At 59.6% G+C, this 3,194-nt stretch carries 4 protein-coding genes; 3 read left to right on the top strand and 1 reads right to left on the bottom strand.

The window, feature by feature from the left end; genetic code table 11:
* Positions 1 to 188: 188 nt before the first annotated feature.
* The gene (locus ACESL9_RS17615) at positions 189 to 413 is read right to left on the bottom strand and encodes a hypothetical protein (protein WP_372615225.1); all 225 of its coding nucleotides are present in this window, start codon (positions 411 to 413) and stop codon (positions 189 to 191) included.
* A 221-nt stretch (positions 414 to 634) separates the two neighbouring features.
* Between ACESL9_RS17615 and ACESL9_RS17610 the strand changes: the two genes are divergently transcribed.
* The 3 genes from ACESL9_RS17610 to ACESL9_RS17600 all read left to right on the top strand — a co-directional run.
* A complete protein-coding gene (locus tag ACESL9_RS17610; RefSeq protein ID WP_372615224.1) occupies positions 635 to 1,570 on the top strand; it encodes a glycosyltransferase family 2 protein in 936 nt (311 codons plus the stop codon).
* 44 nt (positions 1,571 to 1,614) lie between these two features.
* Positions 1,615 to 2,688: a glycosyltransferase gene (locus tag ACESL9_RS17605; RefSeq protein WP_372615223.1), complete on the top strand. Its 1,074-nt coding sequence runs from the start codon at positions 1,615 to 1,617 to the stop codon at positions 2,686 to 2,688.
* 200 nt (positions 2,689 to 2,888) lie between these two features.
* Positions 2,889 to 3,194, top strand: a 306-nt coding sequence (locus ACESL9_RS17600; protein ID WP_372675377.1) for a Wzz/FepE/Etk N-terminal domain-containing protein, incomplete at its 3' end; no start/stop codon positions are given.

The raw sequence follows: 3,194 nt of genomic DNA, 5'->3' as shown, positions 1-3,194 counted from the left end.
CTGCAGCATGTAAAGCGGCCCGGTCAGCATCAACAGGTTGGCAAAGAAGCTGAAGACGCCGACGAACCAGTAAAGCCCGCGGCTCTCCCGCCGCGCCTGGCGCAGCTCCTCGCGCCCAAGCTCAAGCTGTTGTCGTTTCATGTCAATATCCGTTGATAATCACTTGGAATTGAAACCAGCCATGGCCGTCACGGATCGGGTCTCACGGTGTGGATGTCAAGCGATTTGAGCGGCAAGAGAGCGCAGGCCTTTGTTGTTCCATCGCACGCGTTGGCCTTGGCCAGTTCGGCTTGCAACGGGCTGGCTGGTGCCTTTTGCCGGCCGCACGGGCGTGCCTGCCGCACGGGCGTGCCTGTCGCACCGAGATACTGGAATTCCGCGCCTGCGGCGCCGTCGCGCGTCTCATCGGTCATTCAACACCTCCTTGCATGCCTTCAACAAGGCTTCAGAGAGATCTCGGAGGCTCTCCCGGTTCGGAAAAACTTGAAATGACGGCACATGGCGAAGGTTTGCAAATATGCAGCTTCAGGCCACTTAAGTTTTTTTCCATGTCACGGAATACTATCTGTCAACCCGGCAGCATGATACAAACCGGATGGCAACTGATCCATGAGGATGATGGCTGGACAGTACAATGAACGGATCCAAGACAAAACGCCCGGATATTTCGGTTTGTGTGCCGATCTACAACGAAGAGGACAATGTCGCTCTGCTGCATGAGAGGATTGTAACCGCGCTGGAGCCGAGTGGCTACAGTTTCGAGATTGTCCTGGTCGATGACGGCAGCACCGATAACACGATTCCGCGCCTGCGCGAGATCGCGGCCCGCGATCCCCGGATCCTCGTGGTGCGATTTCGCCGCAATGCCGGCCAGACATCGGCGATGCAGGCGGGGATCGACCATGCCATCGGCCGGTATCTCGTCACCATGGACGGTGATCTGCAGAACGATCCCGCGGACATTCCGATGATGATCGACAAACTTGGCGAGGACCACGACCTTGTCGTTGGCTGGCGTATCAATCGTCAGGACAGGTTGCTGTCGCGCAAGGTGCCTTCGAAATTGGCTAACTGGCTGATCGGAAAGGTGACCGGGCTGCCAATCCGCGACAACGGATGCTCTCTGAAGGTCTACAAGGCCGAGGTAATTCGCCGTGTGCCGCTCTATTCGGACATGCATCGCTTCATCCCGGCGATGTCGATCCCGATGGGCGCTCGCGTGGCCGAGGTCGGGGTACGCCACCACGCAAGGCAGTTCGGTGAATCGAAATACGGGCTGTCGCGTATCTTCAAGGTGCTTCTCGATCTCATGGTCATCAAGACCCTTCTGATCTTCGCCAGGCGTCCGCTTGCGCGCTTTGGCGGCGTGGCGTCGGTCGCGGCTGTCACTGCGCTCATTGCGCTGCTGGCGATCCCTGCCTCCACCCCTGCCGTCGTGCCGATGACCGTCGCAGCGCTGACGGCGTCTCTTGCCGTGTTCCTGATATTGCTCGGTCTCGTGACCGGCGTTCTTTTTCAGACTCATGGCGGTCAGGACGCGCCACGACAGGGCCCGACCGACCGTGTCTGAAACAGAAATATCGTATAGAATATCGTATTTGTTCAGAGGACTTCATGCTAGACATTCATCTTATGGAAAATGGCACGGAATACCCGCATTTTACCGTACTCGTGACAACCGACCAGCGGGACGGCCTGCGCGACACTCTCGGCACCTATCGAGACCATCTCGACGGGCTTGGACTGCGCTATGAAGTCCTCGCGATCATAAATGGCGAATACACCCGCCATCTCGACGACCTGCGGAGCCTGTTGCCGGATTGGCCGGAACTGACCGTGCTGGGTCAGCGACCCTGGGTTGGCGAGGATGCCGCTCTGGCAACGGGTCTGCGGCGCGCACGTGGTGACTTGATCCTGTTGCTGCCGGGCTGGCCGCAGATCGATCCGTCGGATCTGCCAGTTCTGTTCGAGGCGATGGAGGCCCATGGCCATGACATGGTGTCCGCCTCTCGTACGAGCAGACCCGATGGTGGCTGGCAGGGGATCCGCAAGGGCATCTTCGCGCGGGTTCTCAAGATGCTGTTCGGGACCGTTCCGTCCGATCCCTTCTGCCGCGCGCGGCTTGTCCGACGCAGCACCCTGGAGGATGCGACGAATTTCGGTGTCCGGCAGCATTTCCTGCCAATCATTGCAGCACAACGCGGTCATCTCCTTGGCGAGGTGTCGGTCAGACCGGCCTCGGAGGCATCTGCACGCGATGCGCCGTATGTCTTCAAGCCGCTGGGGCATCTTCGCGCCCTGCTCGATGCGCTCGCGCTCTATGTCGTGCTGAAATTCCTGCGCCGTCCCCTCCGGTTCTTCGGCGCGATCGGTTTGCCGATCTTTCTCGTCGGCGCGATCACGACATCGGTCCTGGTCTTCCACCGCCTCTTTGGTGAGACGGCTCTTGCGGACCGTCCCGCACTGATATTTGCGGTCATGATGGTCGTGCTCGGCATACAGATTCTCGCCATCGGTCTCGTGGGCGAGATCATCATCTTCGCCGGGGCCCAACGAATGAAACAGTACGACGTTGCCGAGATCATCACATCAGCCCCGCGCGGTATGGAACGACAGGAACCGGAGGCAGAAAGCGGTTTACCGGATCACCACAAGTCGGCCCCGAGCGTGCGAAATACGGCAGGGTAGTCGATGAAGGCTGAGATCATTCTTGTCACGGGCGGCATGTGGGCCTCCGTAAAGGATGCCGTGGAGGGCACAACCTTTCGGTCGACAATCGTCCCGGATTGGTGCCATACACGCGGGCGGCCCGAAGGATGAATACCTACCTGACATCATCATATGCGTCCACTCAACCGGGGGATGTAGATAAGTCCAGGGATCTGGTAGTGGATTTCGGTCAGATCCTCGGTATCCTGAAGCGCGGATGGTGGGTCATCGCCGGTGCCGGATTCATCGGCACGCTGATCGCGGTCGTGCTGGTTCTGCAAGTCACACCGTCCTACACATCCTCGGCCAGGCTTCTGCTTGGCCAGAAGAGCCAGGTCGACGACGCGATGGGGGCGATGTTTCCCGACATCCGGCTCGACTCCGACGCGATTTCCGGCGAGATCGCAATCCTGACCTCGGCGCGTTTGCTGGCGCAGGTGAGCCAGACGCTCGAACTCGACAGTCATCCCGAGTTCAACCCGGCC

Origin of the sequence: Aquicoccus sp. (assembly GCF_041686535.1) — a bacterium.
Classification (GTDB): Bacteria; Pseudomonadota; Alphaproteobacteria; order Rhodobacterales; family Rhodobacteraceae; genus Aquicoccus.
This window is presented reverse-complemented; position numbering and strand designations above follow the sequence as displayed.